This window comes from Hymenobacter sp. BT559 (assembly GCF_016427535.1).
Taxonomy (GTDB): domain Bacteria; phylum Bacteroidota; class Bacteroidia; order Cytophagales; family Hymenobacteraceae; genus Hymenobacter.
The window spans coordinates 1,079,982-1,097,404 of sequence record NZ_JAELXV010000001.1 but is presented as its reverse complement, the minus strand read 5'-3'; the positions used below and the strand labels follow the sequence as shown (position 1 = coordinate 1,097,404).

Below are 17,423 nucleotides of genomic sequence, written 5' to 3'. Positions count from 1 at the left end.
AAACGGAAGACTTTCTTACTTAAAATAGATTACGGACGGTCGAGTTGCATTTCCAGCCCCGAGCTAAAGTACAGGTTTAGCTGCGCACGGGCGCCATCGGTGGTGCGGCGCAGGCGCGTAACCAGGGCGCGCAACTCCTCGGTGGGCAGGTTCATGCGCAGGTAAGGGCGATTGAGCAACTCATCGCGCTGCACGGCCCAGCTGCCAGTTTTGTTTTGATCAGGAGCCTGAAGCTCAAGCAGCTGGCCGCCCAGCACCAAATTGGTAGCTTGAGCCAGCGCGCTCGCTGGGTCGGCCCGATTGAGCACACGGTGGGCCACCCGCCACGCCCCGGCGAGGTAGTCGTCGGGCACCTGCTGTAGATTGACGTCGAGTAGCAAATCAGACATAAGCATCGGGCCGGTACTCACCACCGGCAGTATAAAGGTCGTAACGAAAATTAAGCTGAACAGGTTGACCTAGGGTCTGCCGGCAGCAACTTTCTTAACCCCAAGCGTAGTGGTATAGTTCGGCTTTCACAATGTGCCCCCTGGCCTTAGCAGACAATCTTCGGCTGGTGAAGGTTTTGCAAGCGGCCGAGCGCTAGCTTGCACCTAGGTAGCCAGGGCAACGGGGGCACCGCACAGTGGCTGCCCGCCGTATACGCGGCTGCCTGTGCCCGGCACCTAGGTGCCGGGCGCGGCTGTTTAGCTTTCTAGTATGAAACGATTTTCTTTTCCGGCCAAGCTGCCAGGCCAGGTAGCCGGCGCCGCCCGCCAGGCGGGCCGCCACGCCAGCCAAACCGGTCGGCTGTTTCGCCAACTGGTGCAGCGCGCCCTCGATGCCGTGCAGGAAGTATTGCACGCCGAGGTGCAAAACGGTCACGCCCGGCTGGTTATCGACTTTCTGGCCGATAAGGCGCTGCCCGCCGCCCGCGCGCTGCTGCTCGAGCGCATGACGGCCCGGCTGTTGCTGCGCCTGGGTTTGCGCGGGGCCTTTCTCACCAATGTGGCGGGCTGGGTGCTGCCCTTTGTGCTCGAAAAAATGTTTCAGGTGGCTCGCAGCAGTGGCTTACTTGCCAAGCTCGAGGCCAACCCCACCGTGGCCAACACCCTAGCGTGGGTAGATGAGCTGCGCCACGCCGCGGCCCGCCTCATCTTCCCCGATGGCGACACGGGCGCCGTGGTGCTCACCGAAGAGGAAGCGCAGGAGTTGCTCGCCAAGCCCACCGCTCCCGAGCAAGCTTAGTAGCCAGCTCCTAGGTCTACGAGGTTCTCTAGCGGCTGGCCGGCGCGCAGGTGCCCTAAGTTGCGCACGAGCTGGTCGATTTTGCCTTCCGCTTCGCGGGGCTGGCCGCCGCCGGTGTGCTGGGTTAGTAGCACATTGGGCAGGGTCCAGAGCGGGTGGCCGGGCGGAATGGGCTCAGTGGCCGTCACGTCGAGCACGGCCCCACCTAGGCGGCCGGCCCGCAACGCCTCTATGAGCGCCGGCTCGTCGGTGGTGTTGCCGCGGCCCACACTGGCGTAGATGCTGCCGGGGCGCATAGCCGCTATCAGCTCAGCCGAGAAAAAATTATCGGCGCTGCCAGGCAGGCAGTTTACTACGACATCGGTTTCGGGCAGGGCGGCGGCCAGTTCCTCTTTTGAGTGCAACTGCGCCTGCGGGTCGGTGCGGGCCAGCAGCTGCACCGCGCAGCCAAAGCCGCTGAGCTGCTCGCGCACGGCCTGTCCAATGGTGCCCGCGCCCAGTATTGCCACGCGCTTGCCGCGCAGCAGGCCCTGGCGGCCGCGCACTTCTGCTCCCACCCACTGCTGTTTTTCTTGCAGCAGCACTAGCTCAGGCAAGCGGCGGTAGAGCGCCAGTAAGCCGGCCACCATCGTTTCGGCGCAGGCCCAGGCAAAAAAATCGCCCATGTTTGCCACTGGCACGCTTAGCCGCACGCCCTTGTAGCGGTCGAAGCCCGCCGAGTCTATTTGCCAAAAGCGCAGCTTAGGCAAGGGGCCAGCCGTGAGCCACGCCGGCGGCGGGTTGCCCAAGAGCACCTCGGCCGCCAGAAAGTCTGCGGGCGGCTGTTCGGCAGCTGGCTCTTCCCTAAAAATTACTTCGGCCTCGGCTGGCAGCTGCTGCCGCAAGGAGGCACGCGCCGCTTCGTCGAGGGCGGTGAGCACAAAAATTTTCATAGCTAGAATTGAGCAGAGCGGTGTACTTGCTCAAGATGTATTTAAACCAAAAGCAGGCACCCATGAATCACTCATAGATGCCTGCTTTCTAGTGTTGCGAGTTAGCCTACGCTTGGCGGTCGATGCCGTGGCTGTCGTTTTTAAGGTCTTCCTCGGGCGTGGTGTCGTTGCCTTGCAGCTGGCCGGCTGCGGCCACTAGGGCAGCGCTCAGCTTCTCTACGTGCGGGCGGGTGTTGCCTTCGGCAAACGAAGCCACGCGAGCAGTTTCGGTACCTAGGTGGTGCAGTAGATGTCCTACTTGGCTGCCGTTGTAAGTGCCGCCGTGCAGTAGGGCTTTCAGTGCTTGCAGGTCGGTTACTAGGTTATGAAACTCGGGGTTGTGAGCAGCTTTGAGGTCTTCTATCCAGCGCTGTAGCTGGTTGTCGATGCCAGATTTGCTGGCTTCGTCTTGCAGGTCGCCGGTTAGTATTTTGATAGCGCCTTCCAGGTGTACCTGGTGCTGCACGGGTGTCTTTTCCATGGGGTCGGGAGAATTGGGAAGGGAGGTTACTGCCTTGCCCAAACGGAAAGCGGCGCCTTGAGGTTGGCTGCTGCTACCCCCTAAACTAAAAACTGCCGCCCTGATGCAGGGCGGCAGCTTCTTGATAATCAACCTTAAAATAAAACTAATAATTGGTAGCAGAGCAGAAGGTAACTTTATTCAATTATTCAATCTTAGTCATGCGCTCTTTCACGGCCTCCAGGGCCACGCGCATGTTCACAATGTCGGCGCGGGCGGCTTCCTGCTCCTTCAAGTTGGTGTCAATCATGTTATTGTACTGCTGCAACTCGGCGGCGTTGGCGGCCAGCATTTGCTGAATCTCCACTTTGCGGGCCTTGTTTTTCTCGATGTCTTTTTTGATGGTGTTCGACTTCTCGATAACGGCCATGTTATTGTTTTGCGAGTTGACGAGCGCCTTCTCGGCATCCGCAATCTGGGCCATCAGGTCTTCGCGATACATCGAGCGGGCAAAGTCTTTGAGGTATTTCTCGGCGGCTTTCCACTGGCTCGGGGTCGACTCGCGACCTAGGTAGGCGTTGCCGAGGTCGATGCTCCACCACACGCCGGTGCCGGTGGGCAGCGCGTCGACGCGGCTGATAACCCGCACGGGCGTGGCCGAAACCTCGGGGATAACTACGCCGTCCATCGTTACTACCCCTTTATTGTTCTTTACCTTGCCCGGAAACTGCTCGGTGAGCTGCTTTATCCACGACGTCTCCACGCGCTTGTTGTCGAGCTGCAGGCTCACGCGCTGACCTTTGCGCGGAATATTATTTATCGACATGTCGGCTTCATCGACGGGCGAACGCTGGGCCGATACGCGCAGGCCGGCCAGTACCAGCAACAGCACCAACAGTATTTTTCGGTTCATAACGATTTAAAAAATTAAAGTAGAAAATTAGATAATACTAAGTCACATCACCCGCTAATGCTTTCGAGTGGTCAAATTTAAGTGCTTTATTCTGTGCAAAACCAAGAATCCTATAATTTTTTTTCTTAGTCCGATTTTTTATTATTTAAATACAATCGGGAGCGTGACACATTGCTGCTTAGCCTGCCGAACAAAAGTCCTCTACCCTAGTTTAAGCCATCTATGCCTGAACTCACCATTTGCCGCACCGAGCATTTCAATGCGGCCCACCGCCTGCACAACCCGGCCTGGGATGAGGCCCGCAACCAGCGGGTGTTTGGCAAGTGCAACAACCCTAACTACCACGGCCACAACTACGACTTGATAGTGCGCCTCACTGGGCCCACCGACCCCGAAACGGGCTACGTTTTCGACTTGAAGGCGCTGAGCACGGTGGTGAAGCGCGAGGTGCTCGACCGCTTCGACCACCGCAATCTGAACCTAGACGTGACCGATTTTGCAACCCTGAACCCGACGGCCGAAAACATCGCGCTCGTTATTTGGCGCCGGCTGCGCCCCGCGCTGCCGGCCACCCTGAAGCTCGCGGTCACGCTCTACGAGACGGACCGTAATTTTGTAGAATATGATGGAGAAGGAGCCTAACTCGCCGGCCCACACCGACCACCCCACCGGGCTTGGCCCCGACGACCACCTGCCGCCCGGCTTGCGCACGCCCCTGCGCGCCGATGCTTTTGCAAAGCCCGATGAGGAGAAAATAGAAGCCATTACCGGCCACTTTCGGGCTATTATGGACGAGCTCGGGCTCGACCTTACCGACGACAGCCTGGCTGGCACCCCGCGCCGGGTAGCCAAGATGTTTGTGCAAGAGTGGTTTAAGGGCCTCAACCCCGAGCACCGGCCCGAGGTGCGCCTGTTTGAGAACCGCTACGAGTACCAGCAGTTGCTGGTAGAGCGCGACATCACGGTGTTTTCGTGCTGCGAGCACCACTTTGTGCCCATCATCGGCAAGGCGCATGTGGCCTACCTGCCCGGCAAGCACGTAGTGGGCCTCAGCAAGCTCAACCGCGTGGTGCAGTACTACGCCCGCCGCCCGCAGGTGCAAGAGCGCCTCACACGCCAGGTAGCCGAGCACCTACGCCACAGCCTAGGTACCCCCGACGTGGCCGTGCTCATCGAAGCCGACCACCTCTGCGTAATGAGCCGGGGCGTAAACGACACGAGCAGCTCGACGCTTACCAGCGAGTATGGCGGCCGCTTTCAAGAAGATGCCCAGCTCAGAGCCGAGTTTCTGCGGCAGATTGGGAAGTAGGGTCTGTGGCGGCTAGCTAGTGTCTGCTAGCCGGTAGCTTACGTATTGCTGGTGTTTACTTACCTCACCCTACCAAAAGCTAGCCGCCACTGGCCCTAAGCTGACACCTTCTTAGACCATGAAAATTCTCATCACCGGCGGCACGGGCATGATAGGCCAGCGCCTGGCCGAGCTCTTGATTGACGCGGGCAACGACGTGGCTTTGCTAACCCGTGAGCCCGGCAAAAGCAGCCACTATCGCCTCTTTGGCTGGGACCCCGCCGCCGGCACCATCGACCCCGCCGCGCTTCCCTTTGCCGACTGCGTGGTGAACTTGGCGGGCAGCAACGTGGCCGAGGGCAAATGGACGGCCAGCCGCAAACAGGAGATACTGCGCAGCCGCCTCGATGGGTTAGAGCTGCTGCACCGCGAGCTGGCCAAGCCCGGCCACCACGTGCGCACGCTATTATCGGCCTCGGCCATTGGCATTTATGGCGACCGCGGCGATGAGCTGCTCTACGAAAACTCGCCTACCGCTGCGCCCGCCGACGACTTCCTGGCCGACGTGGTGCTGCAATGGGAGGCCGCGGCCTGCGCCATCGGGGCCCTAGGGCCGCGGGTGGTGCTGCCGCGCATTGGCATCGTGCTCAGCCCGGAGGGCGGCGCGCTGGCGCCTATTGCCAAAACAGTGCGCTTTGGGGCCGGCGCTCCGCTGGGCTCGGGCCGGCAGTACATGAGCTGGATTCACCTCGACGATATGTGCCGCCTACTGGCCCAAATGATGCACGACGAGTTGTGGCAAGGCGAGTACAACGCCGTGGCGCCTAACCCCGTCACGAACCAGGAATTTACCGAAACACTAGCCCAAGTGATGCACCGCCCGCTGGTGTTGCCCAAGGTGCCCGCCTTTGGCCTCAAGCTAGCCATGGGTGAGATGAGCGAGATAGTGCTGGGCTCGCAACGCGTGAGCGCTGACAAGGTGCTGAGCCAGGGCTTTCAGTTTGAATACACGCATTTGAAAGCGGCGCTCGAGTCGTTTTATGAATAGTGGTATAACACCCAGCGATTGTCATTGCGAGCATGTTGCGCATCAATTCAAAATCAACTCGGTAGCGGCTGCTAAGTCGGCTACGCGGGGCGAATATGCGAGCGCCTCGCTGTGGCCCACCAAGATGCCACGCACCCCTACCCTAGCGCCGGCTTCGAGGTCGCGGGCGCGGTCGCCGACTATCCAGCTGGCGGCGGGGTCGATGGCGAAGCGGGCAATGGCCTTTTCGAGCATTCCCGAATCGGGCTTACGGAGAATGGACTCGCTCACCGATGGATGATTCTCAGCGAAGTACAGTGCGTCGATGATATGCCCGCAAGACTGTTGTAAGATACTGTGGCACTCTTGCACATCGGCGCGGGTGTAGAGGCCTTTGGCGATGCCCGCCTGGTTGGTAACCACGATGAGATGGTAGCCCGCAGCCTTGAGTCGGCGTAGGCTCTCGGGCACGCCGGGCACGATGCGAAAGCGCTCGGGCGTCCAGACATAATCACCCATCTCTTCGTTGAGAACCCCGTCGCGGTCTAGAAATATAGCTCGGTTCATGGGGCGAAGGTACCTTTGCGGCATGCGCATTGCCATTATCGGCGGCGGGCTCACGGGGCTCACGCTAGCTTATTTCTTGCAGCAAGCGGGCGTAGCCTACGACCTATTTGAGGCTAGCGAGCGGCCGGGCGGCAACCTGCACTCGCCCCAGGACCTAGCCGGCTACCAGCTCGAAGCCGGCCCCAATTCATTACTACTCAGCTCTGAGCTAGAGGAATTACTGACCGAGCTAGGCCTGCAAGACGCCATTCAGGAAGCCGCACCCGTGAGCCAGCACCGCTACGTGCTGCGGCACGGCGCCTACCAAGCCCTGCCCGCCTCGCCACCCAAGTTACTAACCAGTTCTTTTTTCAGTTTCAAAACAAAGCTGCGGCTCCTAGGTGAGCTGTTGCGCCGCCCCGCGCCACCCGTGCCCGGCGAAACTATCGCGGCGTTTTTTGAGCGTCATTTTGGGCCTGAGGTAGTCGATTATGCCGTCAACCCGTTTGTGGCGGGCATCTACGCCGGTGACCCTCGCGAGCTGCTGTTGTCGCTCACCTTTCCGCAACTGGCCGCTCTAGAAAAGCAGTACGGCTCGGTGCTACGCGGCTTTGCGGCTTCGCAAAAAGGCAAGCCCGGAGGCCGTCGTCGAACCATTACGCTGCGCGGTGGCGTGCAAACGCTCACCGATGCGTTGGCTGCTCGCCTTACTCATTACCACCTAGGGCAGGCCGTTACGGCAATTGGTAATGAGCAATTAGCACTGAGTAGTGAGCACCCTAGCGCCCCTCAGTATCGATTGACAATCAACAAACAACCTTCACACTCCTACTCGCACATAGCGCTGGCCGTGCCAACCTACGCCGCCGCCGAGTTGCTGCGCCCGTTGTACCCAGCGGCGGCCTCGGCGCTAGGTGCCGTGCACTACCCGCCCATGACGCTAGTGTACTCGGCCTACGACCGGGCCGCCGTGACGCACCCGCTGGCGGGCTTCGGGGCGCTCAACCCGCGGGTGGAGGGCACCTACTCGGCCGGCTCTATCTGGACCAGTTCGCTCTTTCCTGACCGGGTGCCGGCCGGGCAGGTGCTGTTTACCAGTTTTGTGGGTGGGGCGCAGTTTGCCCGGCAGGCGCAGGAACCCGAGGCCGCGCAGCTGGCCGCGGTGCACCAAGAGCTGAGCCGGCTCTACGGCATCGAGGGTGCGCCACGCTGGCAGGGGCGCTACTACTGGCCGCGCAGCATTCCGCAGTTCGACCAGCACTTGGCCGCGGCACGGGCGGCTTTTGCGCCGCTCGTAGCGGCGGGCATCGTAGCTGTAGCCAACTGGCAGGCCGGCGTGAGTGTACCCGACTGTGTGAAACACGCTCGCAACGTGAGCCGCGAACTGGCCGACGGCAAGGCTTAACACGGTTTTTTCGCCTCACCTAGGCGTAACTATGCAATTTTCCGGGTTGTTTTAGCATCCTTTTACTATCAGAAGGAAGCTTATATGGCTAGTGCCTACTCGTGAGAGTCGGCGCGCTTTGCTGTTCATCGCTTCACCTACCACCTACCTACCCGCCTTATCTTTGCCCGCAATGAGTACAATGGCCGCCGGACTGGTCCTGATTCCGACGTACAACGAGCGGGAAAATGTTGAGCTGATTATCCGGGCGGTGCTAGGCCTGCCCAAGGATTTTCACGTCTTGATTATCGACGATAGCTCGCCCGACGGCACCGGCAACATCGTGCGCGGGCTCCTAGGTGAGTTTGCGGGCCGCCTGTTTTTAGAAGAGCGAGCCGGCAAGCAAGGCTTGGGCACGGCCTATATCTTCGGGTTTCGCTGGGCGCTGGCGCGAGAGTATCAGTTTGTGTTTGAGATGGATGCCGACTTCTCGCACAACCCCCAAGACCTACTGCGCCTACACGAAGCCTGCGCCGTGCAGGGCTATGACTTGGCCATCGGCTCGCGCTACAGCGACGGCGTAAACGTGGTGAACTGGCCCATGAGCCGGGTGCTGATGTCGTACTTCGCCTCCAAGTATGTGCGCGCCATCACGGGCATGCCCATCCACGATGCCACGGCGGGCTTTAAGTGCTACGCGGCCCGCGTGCTACGCGCTATCGACCTGAGCAAGATTCACTTCGTGGGCTACGCCTTTCAGATTGAGATGAAATGGCTGGCTTACTGCCTCAAGTTTCGACTTAAGGAAGTGCCTATCATCTTCACCGACCGCACGCGGGGGCAGTCCAAGATGTCATCGGGCATCTTCAAAGAGGCCTTGTTTGGCGTGGTGCAGATGAAGCTCAGCAGCTGGGTGCACCCGCCGCGCCGGCTCCCAACTAGTTAGACCTAGGGCAGCGAATGTGGCAAAATTTCTACCTTGCCATTCCTAAGCCATATTTTTCCGTAGAGGATACCACTGCCGTATGGAAAATACCCCGCTGTTCTGGGTTCTCTTTAATCTGTTCGTAATCGGGCTCCTGCTGCTCGATTTGCTGGTGTTCAATCGCCGGGCCCACGCCATCCAGCTCAAGGAAGCGCTGGGCTGGAGCGCCTTTTGGGTTGCGTTATCGCTGTGCTTCAACTATTTGGTGTACCATACCATGGGCCACGAGGCGGGCGTGCAGTGGCTCACGGGCTATCTCGTCGAGAAGGCCCTGAGCGTGGACAACTTGTTCGTGTTCCTGCTCATTTTCACCTATTTCAAGGTGCCTGCTGAGTATCAGCACCGCATCTTGTTTTGGGGCGTGCTGGGGGCGTTGGTGCTGCGAGGCATTTTTATTTTGGCGGGAGCAGCCCTACTGGCCAAGTTCCACTTTTTGCTTTACGTCCTAGGTGCCTTTCTGGTGTACACGGGCGTGCGGATGGGCCTGAGCAGTAACAGTGAACCCGAAATCGACCCCGAAAACAACGCCATTGTGCGCTTCCTAGGTCGGCATCTTCCTATCAGTCGGCAGCTCGATGGCGGCAAGTTTTTCACGCGGCGCGAGGGCGTGCGCTTCGCTACGCCGCTGCTGGTAGTGTTAGTATTAATAGAAACGACGGACGTGGTTTTTGCCGCTGATTCTATCCCGGCCATTCTGGCTATTTCGCGCGATACGTTTGTAGTCTACACCTCCAACGTGTTTGCCCTGCTGGGATTGCGGGCCTTGTATTTCGCCCTAGCCAGCCTCATGCAATTGTTTCATTACCTGCACTATGGCCTGGCGCTCATTCTGATTTTTATCGGCTCTAAGCTGCTGCTCGAAGACATTTATCCCTTCCCAATGCCCGTGGCGCTCGGCGCGGTGGGCGTGCTGCTGCTAGGCTCCATCGCGGCCTCGCTGCTGTGGCCAAAGAAGCAGGCTGAGTAACACCTAGGGCGGCGCGGCCCAACATATTCTGCCCTTTGCGGCTTTCCCATTCCGACGTTTCACTTCCTCTTTCTGCTCCCTTGTCTTCTCTGGCCGACCACGTAGCCCACGGCTTCGCCCAAACACCTAAGTCTTTATCTTCTAAATACTTTTACGATGCAACGGGCAGCCGGCTGTTTCAGCAAATAATGGCCCTGCCCGAGTACTACCCTACTCGCACCGAGCTTAGCATCTTTCAGGCGCAGGGCGCTGCCATCGTGCAGGCGCTGCAAGCGGGTACTAACGCTGGCCAGCCTTTGGCTGTAGTAGAACTGGGCGCTGGCGACGGCTTGAAAACCAAAATTTTGCTGCGCGAATTGCTCGCTCAATCAGCCGCTTTCACCTATGTACCGGTTGATATTTCGCCCTCGGCGCTAGAGGAACTAGTGGCCTCGCTGCGTGAGGAGTTACCCACTCTACCCACCGAGCCACTGGCGGCTGAGTACACCGCCGCCCTCACCACTCTGGCCCAGCGGCCGGGCGCCAAGGCCGTGCTGTTCCTAGGGTCTAACATCGGCAATTTTGAGCCTAATGAGCAGCGCGATTTCCTGCAAGCGCTAGCGGCCCCGCTCACGGCAGCCGACCGCCTGCTGGTGGGATTCGACCTGCGCAAAGACCCGCGCCGCATTCGGGCGGCGTATGATGATGCCCAGGGCGTCACGGCCGAGTTTAACCTGAATCTGCTGCGCCGCTTCAATACCGAGTTAGGTGCTGATTTCCAGCTCGAAGCTTGGCAACACTACCCCGACTACGACCCCAGCACCGGCGCCATGCGCTCGTGGCTGGTGAGCCGCCGCGCCCAAACCGTGCGCGTGGCCGCCCTAGGCGGGCAGGCCTTCGACTTCGCGGCTTGGGAGGCCATTCACACCGAAAACTCCTTCAAGTTTACCCTCCCCCAGATTGCGAAGCTAGCCAAGGCAGCAGGTATGTATGTGGTCGAGGTTTTCCAAGACGAGGCCGGCGACTTTGCCGACGTGGTGCTGGCGAAGGCGTAAATTTGCGCTACAGCTTAAGAAATAATACAAACGTGTCATGCTGACGAAGGCAGCATCTCGCGTGGCGCAGTAATTTCTATACCTAGAGGTTAGTTGTCCACGCCAGATGTTGCCTTCGTCAGCATGACACGTTTAGTTACAACCCTTCATAAAATTAATCTGTTTTGAAAAAGCATCTTCGTCCTACTCTTCTGCTAGCTTACCCCGTCGTTCTCAGCCAGCTTGGCCACGTGCTGGTGGGCGTGTGCGACTCGGTGATGGTGGGCCAGCTGGGCAAGCTGCCGCTCGACGCCGTGGGCATGGGCGTGAGCGTGACTACGCTGCTCATGGTGCTGGGCCTGGGCATCAGCATGGGGTCGGTGCCGCGGGTGGCGGCCGCCAATGGGCGCGGCGATGAGGAGTTTTTGGGCCGCCTGCTGGTGGGCACCGTTTGGATGAATACCCTCGTGGGTGTGGCGCTGCTAGGCATTAGCCAGCTGCTGCCGCTGCTGCTGCCCCACCTAGGGCAGGCGCCCGAGGTGGTGGCGCTGGCCACGCCGTGGGTCCGCGTGGTGGGCCTATCGCTGCTGCCGCTCATGATGTTTCAGGGCTTCCGCGAGTGGGCCGAGGGCCTAGGGCTCACCAAGCAGGCCATGCAGCTTTCCATTGCGGGCAACGTGGTGAATGCGCTACTCTGCTACGCGTTCATCTTTGGGCACTTCGGCGCCCCGGCTCTGGGGCTGATGGGTGCGGCCTGGGCTACGCTGCTCTCGCGCATTGGCATAGCTTTGCTGATGGCGCAGTTTGTACTGCGCAGCGAGCAGCTGCGCAGCCGGCGCCCCGCTCACGCCGCCCAGTGGCTGCGGCCGGGCCTGGCCGAACTGCGCGGACAGCTTGCCCTCGGGCTGCCCATCGGCATGCAGATGATGCTCGAAGTGGGTGCCTTCAGCGTGTCATACCTGATGATAGGCTGGATAGGCGTGACGCCCCAGGCGGCCCACCAGATTGCCATCAACGTGGCCTCGGTGACCTATATGGCGGCTACGGGCATTGCGGCGGCCGCCACTATTCGGGTGGGCAACCTGCGCGGCAGCGGCGACCTGCTCGAGGCGCGCCAAGCGGGCTTTGCGGCCTACTGGCTGGCCTTCGGGTTTATGGTAGCTATGGGGCTGCTGCTGCTGGCCATGCGGCACGTCATTCCGCCGCTCTACAACGACGACCCGCTGGTGCTGGCGCAGGCGGCCACGCTACTGACCATAGCGGCCGCTTTCCAGGTCTCGGATGGCTTGCAGGTGGTGGGCCTAGGTGCCCTGCGCGGGCTCGAAGACGTGAAAGTGCCTTCGGTAGTGGCGCTGCTGGCTTACTGGGCCATTGCGCTGCCGCTGGGATATTACCTGGGCTTCGGACTGCACCTAGGCGCCGTGGGCGTGTGGCTGGGCTTGCTCACGGGCCTTTCGGTGGTGGCCGTGGTGTTGCTCCTGCGCTTCCGGCGCGAAAGCCAGCCCGGGGCGATGCCCCCAACTGGCCCCACCGACGCCAGCCTGCTGATGGACGCCGAGGCTACGCTGGTAATGGGCCAGCCAGCCGGCTAGGGCCACGAGTGGTTAGCGTTGGCAGCCGTATTCCGCTTCACGTAGCCGACACTTTTTAGGGCGCGGCGGCGTTGGCAGCAAGACGGTTTTTGCCATTTCTTCTGCTCATGCTCTACCAAGTTTTTGCCGGCGCGCTGCTGCTGCTGGCTGGTTTATCTACGGTTGCTCCGGCCCAAACTATTCCGGGTGGCAGCTTGCACTGGTCGGCCAGCCGGCCGCTGGTGCTGGCCGATTTTAAAGCGCGCCCCAAGCCGGGCGAGCCCCACGCGGCCCTTACCTCGGCTACCATAGTGGCGCAGGTGGCGTGCCGCAGCAATCAGTTTAGCGGCCACGTGCAGGCCGCCTTCGACCCCACGCTGTCGTGGGTACGCGACCCCGCCACCATCACGCCTAAGCTGCTGCGCCACGAGCAGCTGCACTTCGACATCACGGAGGTGTATGCCCGCCGCCTGCGTCAGAAACTGGCCGGAGTTAGCATTCCGTGTGCCGACCTAGGGCCCACGTTTCAGCGCCTCAGCAAGGATGTGTATGCCGACTGGGCCAAGGCTGAGGACCAGTACGACCGTGACACTAACCACGGCCTCAAGCCCGAACAGCAGGCCCTGTGGGAAGCGCAGGTGCAGAAGCAGCTGCTAGAGCTGGCCGCTTTCGCCGACAAGGACGCGTAAGTGCCCTGGGCTATTTTTGCCCGGTTCACCTACCTAGGGTCCCCTTGCCCTGCCTACGCATGCTTACTTGGGAAGAATTTGAAAAAGTAGACCTGCGCGCCGGTACCATCCTGGAAGCGCGCGAGTTTCCACAGGCGCGCCGACCTGCCTACCAATTGGTGCTGGATTTTGGCCCCGAAATCGGTATCAAGAAATCGAGCGCGCAGCTTACGCACCACTACACGCCAGACACGCTGGTGGGCCGGCAGGTGCTGGCCGTAGTCAATTTTCCGCCCAAGCAGATTGGCCCATTTCGCTCTGAAGTACTGGTAGTAGGTGCCCCCGATGCCGAGGGCCACACTGTGCTGGCGGCGTTGGCAGCGCCCGTACCTAATGGCAGCCGCCTGTATTAATGGTTAATTATGAATGGTTAATCCATACTAGAAATCATTGATAATTAACCATTCATAACTAACCATTACTGGGGCGCGGGCGGGGTACCGCCATTGAGCTTAGTGGCGCGGCGCTGCAAGGAGTCGATGACGATTTTGTAGATTTCGTCCATGTCCTTGTTGTTGATGGCGTAGAAGCGGTAGCTGCGTGGCAGCACCGAGTCTTTTTCCGACACGTTGTTTTTGCGCAAAATCTCGCGCTTTTGCTGCTGAAACAGCGCCCGCGCCGAATCGGGCGTCAGGCGGCTCGACTCAACCCGGGCTTCGAGCAAGTGCAGCTGCACCAGCAGGCTGGCCAGCTCTTGCTTCGAAAGCAGCTGCGGCGGCGGCTTCACTTCTTCCGGCATATCGCAGCTGGTGAGCAAGGCCAGTAGCAGGCCAAGGAAGACTTGCCCAGTTCGGGCCGCGAGGAAACGAGCGTATTTCACTCCCAAAAATAACGACGCAGCCGTAGCTTCGCCAGTACCATGCCCGCCCCTGACACCTCTACTGCTTCTTTTCCGGCCAGCCTTGCGGGGCTGGTGCGCCGCCTGCGCCACCTCGAAATTAGGATGCGCCACGCCGTGGAAAGCCAGCTGCAAGGCAATTTTCGGTCGGTATTTCGGGGCACGGGGCTAGAGTTTGACGACGTGCGCCTCTACCAGTATGGCGACGAGGTGCGGGCCATCGACTGGGCTGTGAGCAGCAAAGGCCACGGCACCTTCGTAAAAACCTACAAGGAAGAGCGCGAGCAGCAAGTGCTGGTAGCCCTCGATGTGAGCGCCTCGCAGCGCGTGGGCCACGCCGCCAGCGGCCAGCGCAAGCTCGATGTGGGCCGCGACGTGGCCGGCCTGCTGGCCCTCTCGGCTGCCCGCCAAGATTCGGCCCTAGGTATGCTCGCTTTCTCTGACCAAAAAGAGCTGTACCTGCCGCCCGCCAAGGGCTTGCGGGCTGCCTACGTACTTATTCAGCGGCTCTTTGCATTGGCCCCCGCCTCGCAGCACACCGGCCTGAGCGCAGGTATTAAGCTGGCCCTGAGCTTGCTGCGCCGGCGCAGCCTGGTGGTGTTGATATCCGACTTCATAGATGAGCACTACGAGCGCGAGCTCACTATGCTGGCCCGCCAGCACGACTTACTAGTGGTGCAGCTGCAAGCCCCGCAAGAGGCCGAGTTTCCGGCTCTAGGTATTGTGCCGCTGCGCGATGCCGAAACCGGCATACTACGCTGGGTCGATACGTCGGCGCCGAGCTTCCGGGCTAGCTACGCCGCCCAGACGGCAACCCGACAGCAAGCCCTGCAGGCACTATGCCGCCGCCAAAAGGTGGGCTTTTTGGCCTTGCGCACCGACCAAGATTTTGTGCCGCAGCTGGTGGGCCTGTTTCAGCGGCGCGGGCACTAACCTAAATTATGAGTTACAAATTATGAATTATGAGTTGGCTCGCTCCTTCCACCAGGCCCAATTTATTCGCCTAACCCCTGCGCAACCCTCCGCCTTACCCTGGCGAAACCCTGCAGGAAAGCTGTTGTTGCTAGCTTTGCTGCTACTCGGCGGCGCGGCCCGGGCTCAGCAGCCAATTGGTCGGTTTTTGCGGGCCGATGTAGCCGTGGGCCAGCCGCTCGACTACGAGCTGCGCTACGAGCACGCGGCCAGCGAGGAGGTGATATTTCCAGATTCGCTAGCCCGCTTTGCGCCCTTTGAGTACGTGGGGCGAACCTGGCAGCCCACCCGCACGCGCAACGGCCGTAGCCTCGACCGCACGGTGTACCACCTGCGCACGTTTTCGCTGGCGCCGGTGCAGGCGCTGCAGCTGCCCGTGCTAGTGCTGCGCGGCGCCACCGATACCCTCCGCCTGCTGCCACCTGCTGCCCAGGTGCAGCTGCGGCGCGCAGCGCCGGCCCTAGGTAGCACAGCAGGCGCCCCCCCGGCGTTGCGCCAGGACCTAGGGCAGCTACCGCTGGAGCCCGCCTTTAACTATCCTTTTTGGGTGGCGGGGCTGGCGGGGCTACTGCTGCTGGCGGCTGGTGTGGCCGCCTTGTTTGGCCGGCGCTGGCGGCGGCGCTACCAGCTCTATAAGCGCCGCAAAAACCACGTGTATTTTCTGGCGCAGTTTGCGCGCCACGCCGAGCGCTTCACGCTCTCGCGCTCGGCACCGGTGGCCGAACGGGTGGTAGTACTCTGGAAAAACTACTTATCGAGCCTGAAAGACACTAACCTTAGCTCGCTCACGACCAAGGAGCTAGTTGAGCATTTCAATAACAATGACGACGTGCGCCGCGCCCTGCGCGCCACCGACCGCGTAGTATATGGCAACTTACTCAGCGAAGACGCCCAAGAAGTGGATGCTGCTTTTCAGCGCCTGCGCAACTTTGCCGAGCAGCAATACGAAATGGTATCAGCCGGCTAACCCTATCTGTTTTCTGTTCATTGCTCACTGCTCATTAATAATAAGATGCTACACCTAGTAGTGCTCACCGGCGCCGGCGTATCGGCTGAAAGCGGGATTCGTACCTTCCGCGACACTAATGGGCTCTGGGAAGAGCACCGCATCGAGGACGTAGCCACGCCCGAGGCCTTCGCCCGCAACCCGGCGCTGGTACTCGATTTTTATAATAAACGCCGGGCGCAGGCCCGCGAGGTAGCACCTAACGCCGCTCACTTAGCCCTGGCCGGCTTCGAAGAGGTGCCGGGCTGGACGGTCAGCATCATCACCCAAAACGTAGATGACTTGCACGAGCGTGCCGGCTCGACCCAGGTACTGCACCTGCACGGCATGCTCAACGAAATGCGCTCGGTGGCCGACGAGGCTACCGTGTATTACTGCGATGGCGATATCAACGTTGGTGACCTAGCGCCCGATGGCAACCAGTTGCGCCCGCACATTGTGTGGTTTGGCGAGATGGTACCGGCCATTGAGGAGGCCGCCGAGATAGCCAGCACGGCCGATGCGTTGCTGGTAGTGGGCACGTCGCTGCAAGTGTACCCGGCCGCTGGGCTGCTGCACTACGCTCCCGCCGGCTGCCCGGTGTACGTCATCGACCCGCACCAGCCCGACGTAACGGGCCGCGGCGTGCGCTACGTGGTGGAGACCGCCAGCGTGGGCGTGCCACAGGTGTTGCGTGAGCTAGCGGCGGGCTAGGCTGCCTCCTAATAGCAAGTACAACAACACCTTTTCCCATGTACTGCTAGCTAGCCTAGGTGGGCCCACCTAGGCTAGCTAGCAGTATAAGTAACTTGGATTACCTGTTCAGTAGCCTACGTGGCTATAGCAGCAGGCCTAATGCGATGGCCAGGCCAAGAGTTGAAAGTCAGTGACTAAACGGGAGATGGTGCCATCAAGGGCGTATCCGATATAAGAAGCATAGCCCCCATCGCCGACGCCACTGGAAAATAGCGCAACGCTGGCGCCATCTTGCTCCCAGAGCAGCCACGAGCGAGTGGCTTGGTAGTTGGCATCTAGGTATACCTCTAGTTGGTCGCGGTCGGCGTCTGTAAGCGCTGCGAAGGCAGGCACGCTGCCTGCATCCAAAAACGCGCCCATGCCCGAGTCTACCCCGTACCCGATGATTGTGTCGGGTGCTAGCCCGGCCGGGTCGAAGTCGCCAGCCGTAGCCATCTCCCACCGATGCGGGGCCTGCTCACTGAACCTGATGCGCGCAAAAGCCACGCGTTCATCGCCTTCCCATTTAGCAATAGCTAGTTCTACCGGGAAGTTGCCCGTTGGAAAGCTGGCACTGAAGGGCAAGTCATTTTCACTATCAAACTGCAAGGGGTCGCAGCCAATAATGCGCCCATGCTGCACCCGTAGCTCGCCCATTGTGACGGGAGAAAACGCTAGCACGGCGGCATCAGGCTCCTCCGGGTCTTGCGCGGCCTGGAAGCCCGGTGTAAAAGCTTGCTCTAAGAAGGCGGGTGAATCTATGGTACGCATTAAGAAAAGGGATAAAGTAAGCTTTCAAAGATAAGTGCAGCG

At 60.4% G+C, this 17,423-nt stretch carries 21 protein-coding genes; 14 read left to right on the top strand and 7 right to left on the bottom strand.

What is annotated here, in order from left to right:
• Positions 1–29 precede the first annotated feature (29 nt).
• The gene (locus JAO77_RS04545) at positions 30–389 is read right to left on the bottom strand and encodes a hypothetical protein (protein WP_198989105.1); all 360 of its coding nucleotides are present in this window, start codon (positions 387–389) and stop codon (positions 30–32) included.
• A gap of 310 nt (positions 390–699) precedes the next feature.
• Here JAO77_RS04545 and JAO77_RS04540 point away from each other — a divergent pair, with 310 nt between their 5' ends.
• Entirely contained in the window at positions 700–1,227 is a 528-nt protein-coding gene (locus JAO77_RS04540; RefSeq protein WP_198989104.1) for a hypothetical protein, read from the top strand.
• Here the strand turns inward: JAO77_RS04540 and JAO77_RS04535 are convergent.
• The 3 genes from JAO77_RS04535 to JAO77_RS04525 all read right to left on the bottom strand — a co-directional run bounded on the left by JAO77_RS04535 (position 1,224) and on the right by JAO77_RS04525 (position 3,571).
• On the bottom strand, positions 1,224–2,159 hold the full coding sequence (locus tag JAO77_RS04535; protein ID WP_198989103.1) for a D-2-hydroxyacid dehydrogenase: 936 nt from the start codon (positions 2,157–2,159) through the stop codon (positions 1,224–1,226). The genes JAO77_RS04540 and JAO77_RS04535 overlap by 4 nt on opposite strands.
• Before the next feature lie 106 nt (positions 2,160–2,265).
• The gene (locus tag JAO77_RS04530) at positions 2,266–2,679 is read right to left on the bottom strand and encodes a hypothetical protein (RefSeq protein ID WP_198989102.1); all 414 of its coding nucleotides are present in this window, start codon (positions 2,677–2,679) and stop codon (positions 2,266–2,268) included.
• A 184-nt stretch (positions 2,680–2,863) separates the two neighbouring features.
• Positions 2,864–3,571 (bottom strand): hypothetical protein, encoded by a 708-nt coding sequence (locus tag JAO77_RS04525; RefSeq protein ID WP_198989101.1) that lies wholly within the window; start codon positions 3,569–3,571, stop codon positions 2,864–2,866.
• Positions 3,572–3,793: 222 nt separating this feature from the next.
• Between JAO77_RS04525 and JAO77_RS04520 the strand changes: the two genes are divergently transcribed.
• From JAO77_RS04520 to JAO77_RS04510, 3 genes are all read left to right on the top strand, one after another.
• Positions 3,794–4,213, top strand: a complete 420-nt coding sequence (locus JAO77_RS04520) for a 6-pyruvoyl trahydropterin synthase family protein (RefSeq protein ID WP_198989100.1) — start codon at positions 3,794–3,796, stop codon at positions 4,211–4,213.
• The gene (gene folE, locus JAO77_RS04515) at positions 4,194–4,880 is read left to right on the top strand and encodes a GTP cyclohydrolase I FolE (protein ID WP_235998207.1); all 687 of its coding nucleotides are present in this window, start codon (positions 4,194–4,196) and stop codon (positions 4,878–4,880) included. The genes JAO77_RS04520 and folE overlap by 20 nt, the downstream gene beginning before the upstream one ends.
• Positions 4,881–4,998: 118 nt before the next feature.
• Positions 4,999–5,907, top strand: a complete 909-nt coding sequence (locus JAO77_RS04510) for a TIGR01777 family oxidoreductase (protein WP_198989099.1) — start codon at positions 4,999–5,001, stop codon at positions 5,905–5,907.
• Positions 5,908–5,949: 42 nt separating this feature from the next.
• On the opposite strand, the gene JAO77_RS04505 is transcribed toward JAO77_RS04510, so the two are convergent.
• Positions 5,950–6,453 carry a D-glycero-alpha-D-manno-heptose-1,7-bisphosphate 7-phosphatase gene (locus tag JAO77_RS04505; RefSeq protein ID WP_198989098.1) on the bottom strand — a complete coding sequence of 168 codons (504 nt, stop codon included), beginning with the start codon at positions 6,451–6,453 and terminating at the stop codon, positions 5,950–5,952.
• Positions 6,454–6,475: 22 nt separating this feature from the next.
• Here JAO77_RS04505 and hemG point away from each other — a divergent pair, with 22 nt between their 5' ends.
• From hemG to JAO77_RS04470, 7 genes are all read left to right on the top strand, one after another.
• Positions 6,476–7,837, top strand: coding sequence for a protoporphyrinogen oxidase (gene hemG, locus JAO77_RS04500; RefSeq protein ID WP_198989097.1), 1,362 nt, complete (start codon positions 6,476–6,478; stop codon positions 7,835–7,837).
• 181 nt (positions 7,838–8,018) lie between these two features.
• Entirely contained in the window at positions 8,019–8,762 is a 744-nt protein-coding gene (locus JAO77_RS04495; protein WP_198989537.1) for a polyprenol monophosphomannose synthase, read from the top strand.
• 79 nt (positions 8,763–8,841) lie between these two features.
• Positions 8,842–9,768 carry a TerC family protein gene (locus tag JAO77_RS04490; protein WP_198989096.1) on the top strand — a complete coding sequence of 309 codons (927 nt, stop codon included), beginning with the start codon at positions 8,842–8,844 and terminating at the stop codon, positions 9,766–9,768.
• 80 nt (positions 9,769–9,848) lie between these two features.
• Entirely contained in the window at positions 9,849–10,802 is a 954-nt protein-coding gene (gene egtD, locus JAO77_RS04485; protein ID WP_198989095.1) for an L-histidine N(alpha)-methyltransferase, read from the top strand.
• A 164-nt stretch (positions 10,803–10,966) separates the two neighbouring features.
• Positions 10,967–12,373, top strand: coding sequence for an MATE family efflux transporter (locus tag JAO77_RS04480; protein ID WP_198989094.1), 1,407 nt, complete (start codon positions 10,967–10,969; stop codon positions 12,371–12,373).
• Between the two features lie 107 nt (positions 12,374–12,480).
• Positions 12,481–13,041, top strand: coding sequence for a DUF922 domain-containing protein (locus JAO77_RS04475; protein WP_198989093.1), 561 nt, complete (start codon positions 12,481–12,483; stop codon positions 13,039–13,041).
• 59 nt (positions 13,042–13,100) lie between these two features.
• Entirely contained in the window at positions 13,101–13,433 is a 333-nt protein-coding gene (locus tag JAO77_RS04470) for a tRNA-binding protein (RefSeq protein ID WP_198989092.1), read from the top strand.
• A gap of 65 nt (positions 13,434–13,498) precedes the next feature.
• Here the strand turns inward: JAO77_RS04470 and JAO77_RS04465 are convergent, their stop codons facing one another.
• Positions 13,499–13,900, bottom strand: coding sequence for a DUF4296 domain-containing protein (locus JAO77_RS04465; protein ID WP_198989091.1), 402 nt, complete (start codon positions 13,898–13,900; stop codon positions 13,499–13,501).
• A 39-nt stretch (positions 13,901–13,939) separates the two neighbouring features.
• Between JAO77_RS04465 and JAO77_RS04460 the strand changes: the two genes are divergently transcribed.
• From JAO77_RS04460 to JAO77_RS04450, 3 genes are all read left to right on the top strand, one after another.
• A complete protein-coding gene (locus JAO77_RS04460) occupies positions 13,940–14,851 on the top strand; it encodes a DUF58 domain-containing protein (protein WP_198989090.1) in 912 nt (303 codons plus the stop codon).
• A 136-nt stretch (positions 14,852–14,987) separates the two neighbouring features.
• On the top strand, positions 14,988–15,857 hold the full coding sequence (locus JAO77_RS04455) for a hypothetical protein (RefSeq protein WP_198989089.1): 870 nt from the start codon (positions 14,988–14,990) through the stop codon (positions 15,855–15,857).
• A 45-nt stretch (positions 15,858–15,902) separates the two neighbouring features.
• The gene (locus JAO77_RS04450; RefSeq protein WP_198989088.1) at positions 15,903–16,589 is read left to right on the top strand and encodes a Sir2 family NAD-dependent protein deacetylase; all 687 of its coding nucleotides are present in this window, start codon (positions 15,903–15,905) and stop codon (positions 16,587–16,589) included.
• Positions 16,590–16,727: 138 nt separating this feature from the next.
• Here the strand turns inward: JAO77_RS04450 and JAO77_RS04445 are convergent, their stop codons facing one another.
• On the bottom strand, positions 16,728–17,381 hold the full coding sequence (locus JAO77_RS04445) for a DUF4241 domain-containing protein (RefSeq protein WP_198989087.1): 654 nt from the start codon (positions 17,379–17,381) through the stop codon (positions 16,728–16,730).
• Between the last annotated feature and the right edge of the window lie 42 nt (positions 17,382–17,423).

Bases quoted from the DNA above. Each gene is read 5' to 3' on its own strand.
- JAO77_RS04545 (WP_198989105.1), bottom strand. From the start codon at position 389: ATGTCTGATTTGCTACTCGACGTCAATCTACAGCAGGTGCCCGACGAC.
- JAO77_RS04540 (WP_198989104.1), top strand. From the start codon at position 700: ATGAAACGATTTTCTTTTCCGGCCAAGCTGCCAGGCCAGGTAGCCGGC.
- JAO77_RS04535 (WP_198989103.1), bottom strand. From the start codon at position 2,159: ATGAAAATTTTTGTGCTCACCGCCCTCGACGAAGCGGCGCGTGCCTCC.
- JAO77_RS04530 (WP_198989102.1), bottom strand. From the start codon at position 2,679: ATGGAAAAGACACCCGTGCAGCACCAGGTACACCTGGAAGGCGCTATC.
- JAO77_RS04525 (WP_198989101.1), bottom strand. From the start codon at position 3,571: ATGAACCGAAAAATACTGTTGGTGCTGTTGCTGGTACTGGCCGGCCTG.
- JAO77_RS04520 (WP_198989100.1), top strand. From the start codon at position 3,794: ATGCCTGAACTCACCATTTGCCGCACCGAGCATTTCAATGCGGCCCAC.
- folE (WP_235998207.1), top strand. From the start codon at position 4,194: ATGATGGAGAAGGAGCCTAACTCGCCGGCCCACACCGACCACCCCACC.
- JAO77_RS04510 (WP_198989099.1), top strand. From the start codon at position 4,999: ATGAAAATTCTCATCACCGGCGGCACGGGCATGATAGGCCAGCGCCTG.
- JAO77_RS04505 (WP_198989098.1), bottom strand. From the start codon at position 6,453: ATGAACCGAGCTATATTTCTAGACCGCGACGGGGTTCTCAACGAAGAG.
- hemG (WP_198989097.1), top strand. From the start codon at position 6,476: ATGCGCATTGCCATTATCGGCGGCGGGCTCACGGGGCTCACGCTAGCT.
- JAO77_RS04495 (WP_198989537.1), top strand. From the start codon at position 8,019: ATGGCCGCCGGACTGGTCCTGATTCCGACGTACAACGAGCGGGAAAAT.
- JAO77_RS04490 (WP_198989096.1), top strand. From the start codon at position 8,842: ATGGAAAATACCCCGCTGTTCTGGGTTCTCTTTAATCTGTTCGTAATC.
- JAO77_RS04475 (WP_198989093.1), top strand. From the start codon at position 12,481: ATGCTCTACCAAGTTTTTGCCGGCGCGCTGCTGCTGCTGGCTGGTTTA.
- JAO77_RS04470 (WP_198989092.1), top strand. From the start codon at position 13,101: ATGCTTACTTGGGAAGAATTTGAAAAAGTAGACCTGCGCGCCGGTACC.
- JAO77_RS04460 (WP_198989090.1), top strand. From the start codon at position 13,940: ATGCCCGCCCCTGACACCTCTACTGCTTCTTTTCCGGCCAGCCTTGCG.
- JAO77_RS04450 (WP_198989088.1), top strand. From the start codon at position 15,903: ATGCTACACCTAGTAGTGCTCACCGGCGCCGGCGTATCGGCTGAAAGC.
- JAO77_RS04445 (WP_198989087.1), bottom strand. From the start codon at position 17,381: ATGCGTACCATAGATTCACCCGCCTTCTTAGAGCAAGCTTTTACACCG.